Below are 16,174 nucleotides of genomic sequence, written 5' to 3'. Positions count from 1 at the left end.
AAAAACAAATAATAAATTTTGTGATAAACGGACTTTATAAATTTAATTTTTTGGGTATCAAAAATCTGCATTTTTTATGTTCACAAGCAAAAAACCTATATTTATTTCTTCGATACCTTTCGTAAAAATTTTAAATATGGAAGACTATCTACAAGATATCTGCCAAGCGCCTCGCAAAAAAATGTGTTTGGATTGCTAATAAAATACTAATGATTACAATTTAACAATGACAACTTACGTATTACTTTCTGTGCTGTTTGCAGCTTTCTGCCATGCAAGCTGGAACGCCATAGTTAAATTTGGCAATGACCGTTTTTTCGGCCTAGTCATGATTTCTGTTTTTTCTGGCGTCTTATCAATACCCGCAATATTTTGGTTAGGTCTACCATCTCCAGAAGCGATTTACTGGTTAGCCTTATCCGTACTTTTTCATATTGGCTATACCTATTTTTTAAGTCAGGCTTATACACACGGTGACTTAAGCCAGATTTATCCAATATCACGCGGGTCCGCACCATTAATAACGGCACTATTAGGTGCTTTGCTGTTTAATGAGTTAATTCCATTGATGGGCCTTATTGGTGTTTTATTCATTATTAGTGGCGTCGTATTGATTGCGTTTGCAGGAAAAAAATTCACATTAAATATCAAGGGGAAAGCTCTAGTTTTTGCCATATCAACAGCCTTCTTCACCGCCTGTTATACCTTATCTGATGGTTATGGTGCCAGAGCAAGTGAAGATCCCGTGACGTATACTCTCTGGCTATTTTTATTAAATGGCATGGTGTTAGCTGTACCCGGTTTTATCAAATACCGAGGCACCTTACTTGTTGGAATTCAACAATATTGGCGTTCAGGGTTACTGGGGGGGTTAATGCAGCTCATTAGTTATGGCATTGCTATATGGGCGATGAGCCAAGCCCCAATTGTCATGGTCGCAGCGATTAGAGAAACGAGTGTACTCTTCGCCATGTTCCTATCTATTGCTTTTCTCAAAGAAAAATTCAACGTGATGCGAGTCATTGCCTGTGTCGTTATTGTTTTTGGTGTTTTATTAGCAAAATTAAGCCATTAAAAAATTATTATTTTAAATATTCAATCAGTAAGCAATACACTTAGTTTTCTCAAAAATAGTATTAATGTTTTTTCACTCATAATTTTTATATTTTCTCACCAGATATGAGGCCAAAATGTCGTTTTTAAAATCTTTACTGGCTATTTCCATTATTAGTGCTTCTTTTTCTAGCTTTGCAGCTACATCTGCTGACATCATTATTGTAGATGGAACCATCTTAACAATGGATGCCCAGAAACAAGTTATTGACCATGGTACTGTTGTCATCAAAGGCAATAAAATTATTGCTGTTGGTGGCCCTGAGCTGGCTCAAAGTTATCAAGCACCTAGTATCCTGAATGTTGATGGCGACATTGTCATGCCTGGGTTAATTAATACTCATACACATGCATCTATGACCGTTTTTCGTTCTTTAGCCGATGATGTGCCAGACCGTTTACACCGTTATATCTTCCCATTAGAAAACAAAATGGTCTCTCGTGAAATGGTACGTGTTGGCGCAAACCTTGCTAATATTGAAATGATTAAAGGTGGTGTCACAACTTACGTTGATATGTATTATTTTGAAGATGAAGTGGCTAAAACCGTTGATAAAATTGGCTTAAGAGCTGTCCTTGGTGAATCTGTTATTCAATTTCCTGTCGCTGATGCAAAAAATGCAGATGAAGGTATCAATTATGCAGTGAATTTTATCAACCAATACAAAGATCACCCTCGTATCACCCCCGCCTTTGCACCTCATGCACCGTATACCAATACCACAGAGCACTTACAGAAAATCGCAAAATTGTCTCAAGAACTTAATGTGCCAGTGATGATCCACCTTGCTGAAACAGATCGTGAGCAAGAAGAAATCGCCAAACGTACGGGAGGGAAAAGCCCTGTACAATATATGGCTGATATTGGAGCGCTGAATAATAAAGTTATTGCAGCTCACGCAATCATGGTTGATGAAAAAGATATGGATCTCCTCAAGCAGTATGATGTGGGTGTCGCACATAATATCAGTGCAAACACGAAATCTGCTAAGGGAGTAGCGCCGGTCACGACCATGCTTCAAAAAGGTATTCGAGTTGGTTTAGGAACCGATGGTCCGATGTCGAGTAATACGTTAACAACATTAAATGAGCTGAACTTAGTGGGGAAAATTCACAAACTAGCCAATAAAGATAGAGCGGCGATGCCCCCCATTACGGTTGTTGAGATGGCGACCATGGGCTCTGCGCGAGTGTTACATATGGAAGACAAATTAGGCTCTCTCGAAGCGGGGAAATTAGCTGACATCATTGTTATTGATACTAAATCACCAAACATGGTTCCTATGTATAGCCCCTATGCCGCATTAGTCTATGGTGCAAATGGCGCGAATGTTCGCCATACTATTGTTGATGGCAAGGTGTTGATGCAAGACCGCCAGCTGCTGACCGCAGATGAAGGCACCATTATTAAAGAAGCTCAAAACTTTGCTAACAAAGTCCGCGAAACCGTAGTTGCGAGTGGTGAAGTCGTAAAATAAGATAAAAAAATGGCTGACTTGGCAATATGCTCAGTCAGCCATTCTAACATTACCAATTATTAACTAATTATTTATTAGTTAAATCATCAAAGAATTTTTTCACGCCATCTAAAAAGCTTTTAGAGCGCGGGCTATTCTTCTCACCGCTCTTTCCACCTAGTGATTCACCAAATTCTTTAAGTAACTCTTTTTGTTTTTCATTCAGTTTTACAGGCGTTTCAACAACAATGTGGCACATTAAATCACCTTGCAAACCACCACGTACCGATTTCACACCTTTTCCTTTCATGCGGAAAATTTTACCGGTCTGAGTTTCTGCTGGAATTTTCAGTTTCACACGGCCATCAAGGGTTGGCACTTCAATTTCACCACCCAATGCTGCATCAGCAAAGTTAATTGGAACCTCGCAGTGCAGGTTATTACCATCACGCTCAAAAATGTTATGAGGTAATACATGAACCTGAACGAATAAATCTCCTGCTGGTGCCCCGTTTTCTCCGGCTTCACCTTCTCCTGACAAACGCACACGGTCCCCCGTATCTACGCCTGCTGGAATTTTAACTGACAGTGTTTTATATCTTTCAACTCGGCCATGACCATGACATTTGTTGCATGGGTCTTTGATTACTTTACCGCGACCGTGACACGTTGGACAAGGCTGTTGTACAGAGAAAAAGCCTTGTCGCATATGGACTTGGCCCATACCGTGACATGTTGAGCATGTATCCGCACTGGTTCCTGGTTTCGCACCATTACCATGACAAACATCACAGGTTTCCAAGGTTGGAATACGGATTTCTTTGGTCACTCCACGGACAGCCTCTTCAAGAGTCAGTTCCATGTTGTACTGTAGGTCAGAACCACGGCTAGGGCGCTGCTGTCTGCGGCCACCTCCAAAAATATCACCGAAGACGTCACCAAAAATATCACTAAAGTCTGCACCACCACCGAAGCCACCGCCTCCGCCCATTCCACCTTGCTCAAACGCAGCATGACCATACTGGTCATAAGCCGCACGTTTTTGCTCGTCAGAAAGAACCTCGTAAGCTTCTTTGATCTCTTTAAATTTATCTTCTGAACCTTTATCACCCTGATTACGGTCAGGGTGATGCTTCATCGCTAAGCGCTTATAAGCACGCTTAATATCTTTATCCGATGCATTTCTTTCGAGGCCTAATACCTCATAAAAATCTCTTTTTGCCATTTAATTTTACCCTTAACATGCGGAACGGGCGTAGAGTTTCCTCGACGCCCGTATCCGGTATCAGTAACCATTAACTGTCATTTGCTATAGCTACTGTGCCCGCTAAGGGCATTATTTTTTGTCTTTGTCATTTACTTCTTCGAATTCAGCATCAACAACATCATCATCTTTTTTCGCTTCTGCACCAGCGCCAGCTGCACCGCCCGTTTGAGCTTCTTGCTGTGCGATTTCCAGAAGTTTCGCAGATGCCGTGACTAAAGCTTGGATTTTCGCTTCAATATCTGCTTTGTCTTCACCTTTTGCTGCTGCTTCTAACTCAGAAGTTGCTTTTTCGATATTCGCTTTATCTTCAGTTGGTAATTTCTCACCGGCTTCTTCGATTTGTTTACGAGTACCGTGAACTAATTGGTCAGCTTGGTTACGAACCTGAACTAATTCTTCAAATTTACGGTCTGCTTCAGCGTTTGCTTCTGCATCACGTACCATTTTTTCGATTTCCTCGTCATTCAGACCTGAAGAAGCTTTAATGGTGATGTTTTGCTCACGTCCGCTGTTCTTATCTTTAGCAGAAACATGCAAGATACCATCAGCATCGATATCAAAAGTTACTTCAATTTGTGGCATACCACGTGGTGCAGGTTGAATACCATCTAAGTTAAACTGCCCCAGTGATTTGTTGTCACTTGCGCGTTTACGCTCACCTTGCAGAACATGGATAGTTACCGCTGCTTGGTTATCTTCCGCTGTTGAGAACACTTGGCTATGTTTCGTTGGGATAGTGGTATTCTTCGAGATTAACGAAGTCATCACGCCACCCATGGTTTCGATACCTAAAGACAGAGGAGTTACGTCAAGTAACAGAACGTCTTTAACATCACCGGCTAAAACACCACCTTGAACTGCCGCACCCATTGCAACTGCTTCGTCTGGGTTCACGTCTTTACGTGGCTCTTTACCAAAGAAATCAGCAACAACTTTTTGAACCATTGGCATACGTGTTTGACCACCAACTAAGATAACGTCGTTGATTTCGCTCACGCTTAAGCCTGCGTCTTGCAGAGCAACTTTAACTGGCTCCATAGAACGCTTAACTAAATCTTCTACCAGTGACTCTAATTTCGCACGAGTCACTTTGATATTCATGTGTTTAGGACCTGTTGCATCTGCTGTAATATACGGCAGGTTAACATCTGTTTGTTGTGCAGAAGACAGCTCAATTTTCGCTTTTTCTGCAGCTTCTTTCAGACGTTGCATTGCTAACGGGTCGTTACGCAGGTCAACACCTTGTTCTTTCTTAAATTCTTCAACTAAGTAGTTGATTAAACGTGTATCAAAGTCTTCACCACCTAAGTGAGTGTCACCATTGGTAGCCAGAACTTCATAGGTTTTTTCGCCATCAACTTCATCGATTTCGATGATTGATAAGTCAAAGGTACCACCACCTAAGTCATATACCGCGATAGTACGGTTACCCACTTCTCGGTCCAAACCATATGCTAACGCAGCAGCTGTTGGTTCGTTAATGATACGTTTTACTTCTAGACCAGCGATACGACCAGCATCTTTAGTTGCTTGACGCTGAGCATCGTTAAAGTAAGCAGGAACAGTAATAACCGCTTCTGTTACTGGCTCACCTAAATAGTCTTCTGCTGTTTTCTTCATTTTTTTCAGAACTTCAGCTGAAACTTGTGGTGGCGCCATTTTTTGGCCTTTCACATCTAACCAAGCATCGCCGTTATCAGCCGCAATGATTTTATATGGCATGATAGAAACGTCGCGCTGAACTTCTTCGTCTTGGAAACGACGACCAATCAAACGTTTGATTGCGAATAAAGTATTTTCTGGGTTAGTCACAGCCTGACGTTTCGCTGGCTGACCAACTAAAATTTCACCATCTTGAGTGTACGCAATGATGGAAGGAGTCGTTCTATCACCTTCGCTGTTCTCCAGAACACGAGCTGTAGTACCATCCATAATTGCAACGCATGAGTTAGTTGTACCCAAGTCGATACCAATGATTTTACCCATCTAAAACGCCTCCAAAGGAATTCTTTTCACTATGATTTCGATATCAATCTATATGAGGCTCAATATTTCATTTTCAAGGGAGTTTTCACTCAGAGCCTAAATTATTTTTCAATACGCAATAATTTGGATTGATATCAGTTGATGCTTTTAAGATGGGGTCACAAATTCATTCATCAAGGGGGAGAATCAAAAAAATTTGCATTTATTGCAAAAAAACCTGTCTTGTGATCATTGTTTAAACAATTAAAACTGCGTATGATGCGCCGCCGCTGTCACTTTGGCAAAAAATTTTGTTTTTTATCTATTTGAATTATTTATATTTTACCAGAGGTTATATGCAGTCTAGCTCTCTTGCAAATCCAGGCCCACTTGGTTTATTAGGCTTTGGTATGACAACCATCCTGCTGAATATTCATAACGCAGGTTTTTTCCCTCTTTCATCCGTTATTTTAAGTATGGGCATTTTTTATGGTGGTATTGCTCAATTTATTGCGGGTCTGATCGAATACAAAAAAGGCAATACATTCGGTGCAACTGCATTTACCTCTTACGGTATGTTTTGGATTGCATTAGTGGGGTTATTATTTTTGCCTTCAATGGGATTAGCCGAAGCAACTTCACCTGAGTTTTTAGGTGTTTTCCTCGCTATTTGGGGAATTTTTACCTTTTTCATGTTTTTAGGAACCTTCAAAGCTAATTTTGTTTTGCAATTTGTCTTTGGTAGCTTAACGGTATTATTCGCTTTATTAGCTATTGGTAATATGACGGGAAATGCAGCATTACTAAAATTTGCTGGTTTTGAAGGAATTATCTGTGGTGCTAGCGCATTTTATTTAGCAGTCGCAGAAATATTAAATGAGCAATATGGTAAAACGGTATTACCGATTGGCCAACGTGGTTAAATTTAACTCACGTATGTGATTTTATGCATTAAATATCATTAATCAGGTGAGTTAAGCCTCACCTGATTACATTAAAAGACTACTCAGGGCGAATAGCCGATTTAGGCCTGAACGCTTTCACAATTGTAGGGTCTGTTTCTACATAGGGGCCATCAAGTAATTGAATACAATAAGGAACACTGGCAAAAATACCAGAAACTACCACATTCCCTTCTTTGTCTTTTAAACCTTCCAGAGTTTCCGCAATCGCTTTAGGCTGCCCTGGTAAATTTAAAATCAGAGCTTGATTGCGTATTACCCCCACTTGACGTGACAGTATCGCAGTAGGGACGAATTTTAGACTAATTTGGCGCATTTGCTCACCAAAACCCGGCATCTCACGGTCAGCAATCGCAAGGGTTGCATCAGGCGTGACATCGCGACGAGCGGGCCCTGTCCCACCAGTAGTGAGGACTAAATGGCAAGCAAATTCATCCACCAGCTCACATAATGTTTGCTCTATCATGATTTGCTCATCAGGGATCAGGCGAGTTTCGATACGAAAAGGGGTTATCAGCGTTTTTGCTAACCACTCTTCTAATGCAGGAATGCCTTTGTCTTCATAAATACCACTCGAAGCACGATCAGAAACAGAAACCAGACCTATGCGCAATTCATTCATACAAACCTCAAAAAATTGATCAATTCAGAAACTGTCTACTAATGGATAAACAGGAGCATTATCATAGCATGATGCGCTTTTGCATACAGCGACCTCAATTTTATATCTTGAAATTGAGAACTAACTCAATGAAAAATAGGTATAAAAAAACCCAACCAACTGGCTGGGTTTTAAGAAAAAACGAAATAAATTACAGTAAATCTGCAATCATTTTTTCCAGTTTTTCTTGGTCTACTGCAAACTTACGGATACCGTCAGACAGTTTATCAACCGCCATTGGATCTTGGTTGTGCTGCCAGTAGAACTCAGCTTCAGTCAACTTAGCGCCTGGCTCTTGAGTTTTACCTGTATCTATCAATTTACGGTCTAATTCGCCTTGTGACTCAGACAGTTCTTTCAGTAAGCCAGGGGAGATAGTTAAGCGGTCACAACCTGCTAACTCAATGATTTCACCCACGTTACGGAAGCTTGCGCCCATAACCACAGTTTTATAACCGTGAGCTTTGTAGTAATTGTAGATTTCGGTAACAGAAATCACACCTGGATCTTCATGTGGCGCGAATTCTTTTTTATCTGTATTCGCTTTGTACCAGTCAAGAATACGACCCACAAATGGAGAAATCAGGTATACACCTGCTTCTGCGCAAGCACGCGCTTGAGCAAAAGAGAATAATAAGGTCAGGTTACAGTTAATGCCTTCTTTTTCCAGTTTCTCTGCAGCACGGATACCCTGCCAAGTCGAAGCTAGTTTAATCAGAATACGGTCATTACTGATGCCTGCATCGTTATACATTTTAATTAAGTGACGCGCTTTAGTAATACAAGCTTCTTCATCATAAGAAAGGCGCGCATCAACTTCAGTAGAAATACGACCCGGAACTAATTTCAGAATTTCCAGACCGATATTAACAGCCAGTTTGTCACAAGCATCAACAATTTGTTGCTCACGATTACTGCTTTGCTTACGTGCCCATTCTACCGCTTCATCAATTAATTTACGGTACTCAGGAATTTGTGCAGCATTTAAGATCAGCGATGGATTTGTGGTCGCGTCTTGTGGTTTGTAAAGCTTCATCGCTTCGATGTCGCCAGTATCAGCAACAACGGTTGTCAAACTACGTAGTGAGGTTAGTTTATCGGTCATTTCTTTAATCTCGTTGTTATACCCGTCATATTTCAAGTTGTAGCGGTATAGGCTAAAAAACTGCAACTTGAATTACTTTGCGTATTATAAAGGAATTGTGGCTATCGCCGCACCGTCTACAGATAATATCATGCATCCATATTGCTGCAAGCAAGTAAATCTAGTCAAAAGCAACTATTTGATTGGCAATCGGTTTCGCTAGCCAATTAGAAACTGAATCCTTTTAGCAGTGATACTGTGCTCTTATTATAATAAAGAATAATATTGGTTTGGCTTATCGTATCAATTAGCCAATTAGGAAGAATTTTTGCTAAAGTAAGCAGTATCATTCTTTATAAAGGGTCAAGTCATGCTTATTACAATTTCACCTGCAAAAACATTAGACTACGAAAGCCCACTTGCGACGCAGCAATTTACTCAGCCTGAATTACTCACTGAGTCTCAAAAATTAATTAATGTCTGTCGTAAGTTAACCCCTTCAGATATTGCCAGTTTAATGAAAATTAGTGACAAACTTGCAGGGCTCAACGCTGCCCGTTTTGAAGAATGGCATGCGGACTTTACCCCAGAAAATGCACGCCAAGCGATCCTCGCATTCAAGGGAGACGTATATACTGGTATGCAAGCAGAGACTTTTTCACAAGACGATTTTGCGTTTGCTCAATCCCATTTACGCATATTATCAGGTCTTTACGGTATTTTAAGGCCACTAGATTTAATGCAACCTTATCGCTTAGAAATGGGAATTCGTTTAAAAAACACCCGTGGAAAAGATTTATATGAGTTTTGGGGAGACATTATCACCAAACAGCTCAATCACGCCTTAGCAGAACAAAAAAACCAAGTATTAATCAACCTAGCTTCTGATGAGTACTTCAAATCCGTGAATACGAAGAAACTGGATGGTCAAATCATCAAACCTGTTTTCCTTGATGAAAAGAATGGTAAATATAAAGTTATCAGTTTTTATGCAAAAAAAGCGCGGGGTTTAATGAGTCGCTTTATTATCCAAAATAAATTGACGACAACAGACCAACTGGCTGATTTTAATTTAGAAGGCTATCAATTTGATGAAAGCCAATCTAAAGGTAACGAGCTAGTATTTACTCGTTCAGAACAAGCTTAATTCTTAATCCCTAAAACGTGGGGACTGGCGCACAGCCGATACCCACGTATTTCAAAATACTTCACTCTTTTTTCCAACTCTATCACAGTTTATTTATAAACTTTCTAACCAATAACAAATTAGCATTGATTCCTCAGACTACTTTTTAGCTTTATGACAGTATAAGTTGAGGTTTTGCCCACTACTTTGGAGGTGAAGTATGCCTTATGTTGCATCATCAAAGCGCTTGAAGTATGCCTTATGTTGCATCATCAAAGCGCTATAGTGAAATGGAATATCGTTTATGTGGCCGTAGCGGGTTACGGTTACCACTGATTTCATTAGGATTATGGCATAACTTTGGCAATAACAAACCCTTTGATAACTGCCAAGCCATGCTTCGTCATGCTTTTGACCTTGGGATCACCCATTTCGATCTGGCTAATAATTATGGACCACCTCCTGGATCTGCCGAAAGTACATTTGGCCAAATCATGCAACAGGATTTCCTGCCTTATCGTGATGAAATGATCATTTCATCAAAAGCGGGTTTCACTATGTGGGATGGCCCTTATGGTGACTGGGGAAGTAAAAAGTACTTGGTGGCAAGCCTAGACCAGAGCTTGAAACGAATGGGTTTGGATTATGTAGATATCTTTTATCATCATCGACCTGACCCCAACACCCCATTAGAAGAAACCATGGGAGCGTTGGATCTCATTGTTCGCCAAGGAAAAGCCCTGTATGTCGGGATTTCTAATTACCCAACGAATTTAGCCAAAGAAGCTATTGGTATCCTCAATGAATTGGGAACCCCTTGCCTGATCCACCAGCCGAAATATTCTATGCTAGAACGTACTCCTGAAGAGGGTTTACTCGATTTACTGGAAGAAGAAGGGGTGGGCTCTATCGCATATTCCCCGCTAGCCGGTGGTCTTTTAACTGATCGCTACCTTAATGGTATTCCTGCTGATTCACGCGCGGCAGGCAATCCTTCTTTACCTCCTGAAAGGCTCACTTCGACCATTTTATCAAAAGTTAAACAACTGAATGAATTGGCGATAAAAAGAGGACAAAAGCTAAACCAAATGGCATTAGCCTGGTTGCTTAGACATGATAGGATCACTTCCGTCCTCATCGGTGCAAGCCGTATTAGCCAAATTGATGATGCAATGGGGATCCTAAAAAATCGTAACTTTACGCAAGATGAACTCAAAGCCATCGAATTAATATTAGAAAACGAATAACCCCCATAAGTTGCAGGATATCCTGCAACTTAATGAATTTTATCTCAATTAACGATATTCCCCATTGGCTTTAAACTGCACCACAGAATAAGGCTGAGTACGACCATCTGGTTGTTCCATCCCTAGGCTACCAATTGGCATACCAGGAACAGAAATTCCTACCACATCCGCCGGTAAGGTATCAATCGCATCAAGACTGCTGACAGGAACATGACCAACAATCACTTTGCCTTTATATTTTGCAATGTGGCAACTGCGTAAGTTGTATGGCACATTCAGCTCATCATTTAGTTTGTTCAAGTCATCATAACTGATTTCATTGATCACAACGTCATACCCTGCTTTTTTAACCCCTTCTCCCCATAATTGGCAGCAGCCACAATTTGCATCTTTATACAATTGCACACTCTGGTTTTGAGAAAATGCAGAAAATGACAGTAAAAACATTCCACCTAAAATTATCTTTTTCATTGCTATTTACCTTATCAATAATAATGACGAGTACTTAAAAAGTGTCTATTTTTTATGACGTAACTGGCAGATTAATTTATAAGCTGCGGGAATAATAAATAGGGATAATAGTGGCGCGGTGATCATACCGCCAATCATCGGTGCAGCTATACGGCTCATGACTTCCGAACCGACTCCCGTCCCAAGTAATATTGGCAATAAACCCGCTAAAATTACGGCAACTGTCATGGCTTTAGGACGGACACGTAAAACAGCACCTTCATATAATGCATGGTCTAAATCTTGGTTTGATAACTTGCTTATTCCTTGCTGTTTTTCTTTATCTTCGATTGCATGGCGTAAATAAATCAACATAACCACGCCAAATTCAGCGGCGACACCTGCCAATGCAATAAACCCAGTCCCTGTCGCAACCGATAAATTAAAGTTCATCCAATAAAGGAACCAAATAGCGCCCACTAAAGCAAATGGTAAGCTTAATAAAATCAGTAATGCTTCACTAAATCGTCTGAATGCTAAATAAAGCAGGACAAAAATAATCAGTATGGTAGCAGGAACCATTAACATTAATTTTTGGTTAGCTCTTTCGAGCAATTCAAATTGTCCCGTAAAGGAATAGCTCAAACCCGGCTTCATTTGGATGTTATCTTTTATTGCGGCATCAATATCTTTAATAACAGAGACCATATCGCGATCGCGTGCATCAATATAAATCCAGCTTGTTGGTCTTGCGTTCTCTGTTTTCAACATTGGAGCGCCCATATTCACAGATACATCAGCAACATCACTAAGCACAATTTGCTGTTTGCTCGGCGTTAAAATTGGTAATAATTTCATCGCAGATACGCTATTTCGGTAATCTTGAGGATATCTTATGCTAATTGGGTAGCGCTCGATTCCTTCAACCGTTTCCCCGATCATTTCCCCACCAGTCGCCATTGAAATATAAACTTGTACATCACTGATACTCATGCCAAAACGAGCCGCTTTTTCTCTATCAATTTTGACATCAATATAACGCCCACCAACCAATCGTTCGGCCAAAACAGAAACAACCCCAGGAACCGATTTTGTCACCTTTTCAATTTCTTGGGCTAATGCGTCGATCTCATCAAGATCTCTGCCTGATACTTTGATACCGATAGGGCTTTTGACTCCTGTTGATAACATATCAATACGATTACGTATAGGTGGAACCCATAAGTTTGCAACCCCAGGCAAGCGCACGGTTTCATCAAGCTCATCAATAATTTTTTCGAGTGTCATTCCTTCTCGCCACTCTGCTTGCGGTTTCAAACGTATCGTTGTTTCGATCATCTCCATAGGAGCAGAGTCCGTTGCCGTTTCAGCTTTACCGACTTTACCGAATACCGTATCTACCTCAGGAATAGTTTTGATTAACTTATCTGTATTTTGCAGTAAAAATGCCGCTTGAGCAGGCGAAACTCCCGGTAATGTTGAAGGCATATAAAGTAAGTCACCTTCATTAATCGCAGGAAGGAATTCACCCCCTAAATGCTTTAATGGCCATATCACGGTAAATAAAGATAAGAAACCAATAAATAAGGTGGTCTTCGGCCACGCTAATACCTTAACTAAAATAGGGCTGTAGAGAGCAATCAACCAACGATTCAGTGGATTTTTATTTTCATTTGGAATATTACCGCGGATCCAATACCCCATTAGGATTGGAATAACAATTAACGCTAACGCCGCTGCCCCCGCCATGGCATAAGTTTTTGTGAATGCGAGCGGACCAAATAAACGGCCTTCTTGTCCTTCCAACGTAAAAATAGGAATAAAAGACAATGTGATAATTAATAAACTGATAAATAATGCAGGCCCAACTTCAACAGCAGAGTCCGTAATAACTTTCCAACGCTGGGCATTATCAATGACTTTGCCTTCATTTTCATGTTGCCATTTTTCTAATTTTTTATGCGCATTTTCGATCATTACAATGGCGGCATCTACCATTGCCCCGATAGCAATTGCAATCCCCCCTAACGACATAATATTTGCATTTATTCCTTGGTAGCGCATGACGATAAAGGCAATAAATAATCCAAGGGGCAAAGAAATAATTGCCACGAGAGCAGAACGGAAATGCCATAAAAAAACGGCACACACTAATGCGACAACAATAAATTCTTCTAGTAACTTATAACTTAGATTATCAATCGCATTATCAATAAGAATACTTCGATCATAAGTCGTGATTATTTCGATGCCTTCCGGCAAACTGGCACTTAAATCTTCAAGTTTCTGTTTTACATCATGGATCACATTACGTGCATTCTCACCTGAACGAAGCAAGATAATACCACCAACCACCTCGCCTTCCCCATTGAGCTCAGCAACTCCACGACGCATTTCAGGGCCTTCCTGTATTCGAGCAACATCTTGCAGGTAAATTGGCACGCCATTTTCGGGGGTTTTCAGGTAGATTTTATTGAAATCATCAATAGATTGAAGATAGCCACTTGCTCTAACCATATATTCAGCTTCAGCAATTTCAATCGATGAGCCACCCGCTTCTTGGTTAGCCATTTCGACTGCCTGTTTTATTTCAGGTAATGTCACGGAAAATTGGCTGAGCTTGAGCGGATCAACTAAGATTTGGTAAGATTTAACCACACCGCCAACGGTTGCCACTTCGGAGACATTAGGCAAAGCCTTCAATTCATATTTCAAAAACCAATCTTGTAATGAACGCAGTTCTGCTAGATTATGCTTTCCGGTTTTATCCACTAAAGCATATTCAAAAACCCAACCAACCCCTGTCGCATCAGGGCCAATGGAGGCTACTGCACCTTTTGGCAATTGGTTTTGCACTTGATTTAAATATTCTAAAACGCGTGAACGAGCCCAGTATAAATCTGTATTATCTTCAAAAATAACATAAACATATGAGTCACCAAATGCAGAAAACCCCCGCACTGTTTTTGCTCCCGGCACAGATAGCATCGTCGTCGTTATTGGGTAGGTAACTTGGTTTTCAACCAGTTGGGGCGCTTGACCTGGATAAGTGGTTTTGATAATCACTTGTACATCAGATAAGTCAGGCAATGCATCAACAGGTGTACTGCGGATACTCCAAATACCCGCAATAACTAAAAACATGACACCCATGAGCACTAGAAAGCGGTTAGCGACCGAGCGTCTTATAATCCATTCCAACATACTCTACTCCTGAGATTTATGTGATGAATGATTAGATGACGCTGAAGGCTCAGGAAGCGCTTCCATCTTGGCTAATGCTCCCGCAATATTCGCTTCGGAATCAATCAGGAAAATCCCCTGAGTCACAATATGCTCACCCACTTGTAATCCTTCAGATATTGCCGTCATTTGTTGAGATTCATTGAGTACTCGTACTCTTTTCGGAATAAATTCACCATTCTCACCAACAGCAATAACATGTTGTTCTTTCCCTGAATCCACAATGGCTTGTGAGGGGATCAATAAACTTTCATTGCCTTCTGCAACTAAATTTAAATATGCAGTCATACCCGGTTTTAATAAATGGCTAGGGTCTGCTATTTCTGTACGAATATTAATTGTACGGCTTGCTTGATCTGCGCTAGGTAATATCAGCCAGTTTTTTACAGTAAATAACTGTGAAGGATAAGCGGGGATAGAAATTGTAAATTCTGTTTGTTTATTCAGTAATTCAGCAACTGACTGAGGAACAGAGGCATTAATCCATAATGGGTTTGTTCCTTGTATTTGTGCAATAACAACCTCTTTAGACACGTTCATCCCTAAACGTAGATTAAGTGCAGTAATTACCCCTGAAATAGGTGCTTGGATCGTAAAACGTGATTGGACTTTTCCTGTTTTTATAAACTGAGAAAGTGCTCCCTCTGGCATGCCATTTAAACGTAAACGTTCAATGACGCTGTTAAGATCTTGTCGGCTCGCATTCATTTGTTTGAGTGCAAGATATTCACTTTGTGCTTCAACCCATGCAGGGATCGTTAGTTCAGCAATAGGAACGCCTTTTTGGATCCTTTCACCAACGGTGAATGGGTAAACTTTTTCAACGAAACCATTTTCTCGCGCTTGCACGATAGCGAATTGATGATCATTAAATGCAATTTCGCCTGGAAATGTTAAGTCATAGCTTAGCTTCCCCCACTTTACATCCACCGTTTTAAGTCCTAAATTTTGTGTCTGTGTTGGGTTAATTGTTATCCCTTTGCTATTCGCTGAAACCAAGTTTTCATCCGCATATTTAGGAACAAGATCCATATCCATAAAAGGAGATTTCCCTGGCTGATCAAATTTGGTATTGGGATACATTGGGTCATACCAATACAATACGGTGCGTTCTTGTTTTTCAACTGATTGGCTATTATTTTCTACAACGAAAAAATATCGATAAAATAAAATTGAAATAACGCTCGATAAAATAATTACCAATAGCAATTTGGTCAGGTTAACTAATGACATAACATCTCTCTACCTATTTAGTTTATCTTTTCGATGGATTTCAACATTGAAAGATTGCCTTGTTGTACAAATGAAAATTTTAATTCATCATTTTCTTGTAAACCGTTGATAATATTTTCATCTTCATAGGTAAAACGCATCGTCATTGGCGGCCAGCCAATACTTTGAATTTCTTTATGATTTATTGTTAACTTTTTATTATCTTTATCAATCGAGATTAGCGTTCCTTCAGTATTGATTGTCGGCTCTGCGACTTTTTCTGGATAAATAGAGTGGCTATGTTCCGCAGCATTTGCATAACTAGTTGCTGTTAACATCGCCATTGAAATTGCAAAAAATACCGTATTTAATTTTTTCATTATTACC

At 40.2% G+C, this 16,174-nt stretch carries 13 protein-coding genes; 5 read left to right on the top strand and 8 right to left on the bottom strand.

Annotated features, from left to right (window positions below):
* The first annotated feature begins 226 nt into the window (after positions 1-226).
* Both M0M83_RS03835 and M0M83_RS03830 read left to right on the top strand, forming a co-directional pair.
* A complete protein-coding gene (locus tag M0M83_RS03835) occupies positions 227-1,075 on the top strand; it encodes an EamA family transporter (RefSeq protein WP_213912966.1) in 849 nt (282 codons plus the stop codon).
* A gap of 115 nt (positions 1,076-1,190) precedes the next feature.
* Positions 1,191-2,591 carry an amidohydrolase gene (locus M0M83_RS03830; protein ID WP_213912967.1) on the top strand — a complete coding sequence of 467 codons (1,401 nt, stop codon included), beginning with the start codon at positions 1,191-1,193 and terminating at the stop codon, positions 2,589-2,591.
* A gap of 67 nt (positions 2,592-2,658) precedes the next feature.
* Here the strand turns inward: M0M83_RS03830 and dnaJ are convergent, their stop codons facing one another.
* Together dnaJ and dnaK are read right to left on the bottom strand one after the other, a co-directional pair.
* Positions 2,659-3,795 (bottom strand): molecular chaperone DnaJ, encoded by a 1,137-nt coding sequence (gene dnaJ, locus M0M83_RS03825; protein WP_112307826.1) that lies wholly within the window; start codon positions 3,793-3,795, stop codon positions 2,659-2,661.
* Positions 3,796-3,906: 111 nt separating this feature from the next.
* The gene (dnaK, locus tag M0M83_RS03820) at positions 3,907-5,823 is read right to left on the bottom strand and encodes a molecular chaperone DnaK (protein WP_125891915.1); all 1,917 of its coding nucleotides are present in this window, start codon (positions 5,821-5,823) and stop codon (positions 3,907-3,909) included.
* Positions 5,824-6,158: 335 nt separating this feature from the next.
* On the opposite strand from dnaK, the gene satP reads away from it, so the two are divergent.
* A complete protein-coding gene (satP, locus tag M0M83_RS03815) occupies positions 6,159-6,725 on the top strand; it encodes an acetate uptake transporter (RefSeq protein WP_125891914.1) in 567 nt (188 codons plus the stop codon).
* Between the two features lie 79 nt (positions 6,726-6,804).
* Here the strand turns inward: satP and mog are convergent, their stop codons facing one another.
* Positions 6,805-7,386, bottom strand: a complete 582-nt coding sequence (gene mog, locus M0M83_RS03810) for a molybdopterin adenylyltransferase (protein WP_125891913.1) — start codon at positions 7,384-7,386, stop codon at positions 6,805-6,807.
* Positions 7,387-7,576: 190 nt separating this feature from the next.
* Positions 7,577-8,530 carry a transaldolase gene (gene tal, locus M0M83_RS03805; RefSeq protein ID WP_125891912.1) on the bottom strand — a complete coding sequence of 318 codons (954 nt, stop codon included), beginning with the start codon at positions 8,528-8,530 and terminating at the stop codon, positions 7,577-7,579.
* A gap of 349 nt (positions 8,531-8,879) precedes the next feature.
* Between tal and yaaA the strand changes: the two genes are divergently transcribed.
* Positions 8,880-9,656 carry a peroxide stress protein YaaA gene (yaaA, locus tag M0M83_RS03800; RefSeq protein ID WP_248467660.1) on the top strand — a complete coding sequence of 259 codons (777 nt, stop codon included), beginning with the start codon at positions 8,880-8,882 and terminating at the stop codon, positions 9,654-9,656.
* Between the two features lie 233 nt (positions 9,657-9,889).
* A complete protein-coding gene (locus M0M83_RS03795) occupies positions 9,890-10,882 on the top strand; it encodes an aldo/keto reductase (RefSeq protein WP_125891910.1) in 993 nt (330 codons plus the stop codon).
* 48 nt (positions 10,883-10,930) lie between these two features.
* Here M0M83_RS03795 and M0M83_RS03790 read toward each other — a convergent pair whose 3' ends face one another.
* The 4 genes from M0M83_RS03790 to M0M83_RS03775 are packed head-to-tail and all read right to left on the bottom strand — an operon-like array spanning position 10,931 to position 16,167.
* Positions 10,931-11,353, bottom strand: coding sequence for a DUF411 domain-containing protein (locus M0M83_RS03790; RefSeq protein ID WP_125891909.1), 423 nt, complete (start codon positions 11,351-11,353; stop codon positions 10,931-10,933).
* Between the two features lie 45 nt (positions 11,354-11,398).
* Positions 11,399-14,536, bottom strand: coding sequence for an efflux RND transporter permease subunit (locus tag M0M83_RS03785; protein WP_248467658.1), 3,138 nt, complete (start codon positions 14,534-14,536; stop codon positions 11,399-11,401).
* A gap of 3 nt (positions 14,537-14,539) precedes the next feature.
* Entirely contained in the window at positions 14,540-15,808 is a 1,269-nt protein-coding gene (locus M0M83_RS03780; protein ID WP_248467656.1) for an efflux RND transporter periplasmic adaptor subunit, read from the bottom strand.
* A gap of 17 nt (positions 15,809-15,825) precedes the next feature.
* Complete coding sequence (locus M0M83_RS03775; RefSeq protein WP_248467654.1) at positions 15,826-16,167, bottom strand: copper-binding protein; 342 nt, start codon at positions 16,165-16,167, stop codon at positions 15,826-15,828.
* Between the last annotated feature and the right edge of the window lie 7 nt (positions 16,168-16,174).

The organism is Providencia rettgeri, assembly GCF_023205015.1.
Taxonomy (GTDB): Bacteria; Pseudomonadota; Gammaproteobacteria; order Enterobacterales; family Enterobacteriaceae; genus Providencia; species Providencia rettgeri_E.
The sequence above is the reverse complement of the archived record's forward strand: the minus strand, read 5'-3'. Positions and strand labels throughout refer to the sequence as shown.